The 368-nt window shown below is 67.9% G+C and carries 1 protein-coding gene; it reads left to right on the forward strand.

All coding sequences use genetic code 11. The annotated features are described in order from the left end of the window. Window positions 1–368 (forward strand): glycosyltransferase (locus EMQ25_RS17905; protein WP_127189971.1); only part of this gene is annotated, 368 nt, incomplete at both ends.

Raw genomic sequence — 368 nt, forward strand, 5'->3', positions numbered from 1 at the left:
TCTGCACTGGTTCGGCGACAGCCCGCCTTCGATCGCCGTCCTCATCGCCACCTACAATGAGGAGTGGCCGGTGCTCGAGCGCACCATTGCCGGCGCGCTCGCCTGCGACTGGCCGAACAAGCGCATCTACGTGCTCGATGACGGGCGCCGCGACTGGCTGGGGGATCGATGCCGCGAGATGGGCGTCATCCACGTCACCCGCCCCGACAACCGCCATTCCAAGGCGGGCAACATCAACCATACGCTCGAGCGGCTGCGCGGCACCCCGGACCAGCCCGATTTCGTCGCGGTGCTCGATGCCGATTTCGTGCCGCACCGCGATTTCCTCGCCCGCAGCATCGCGCTCTTCCACGACCCCGAGACCGGGC

The sequence above is a fragment of the Arsenicitalea aurantiaca genome (assembly GCF_003994485.1).
GTDB classification, from domain to species: Bacteria; Pseudomonadota; Alphaproteobacteria; order Rhizobiales; family Devosiaceae; genus Arsenicitalea; species Arsenicitalea aurantiaca.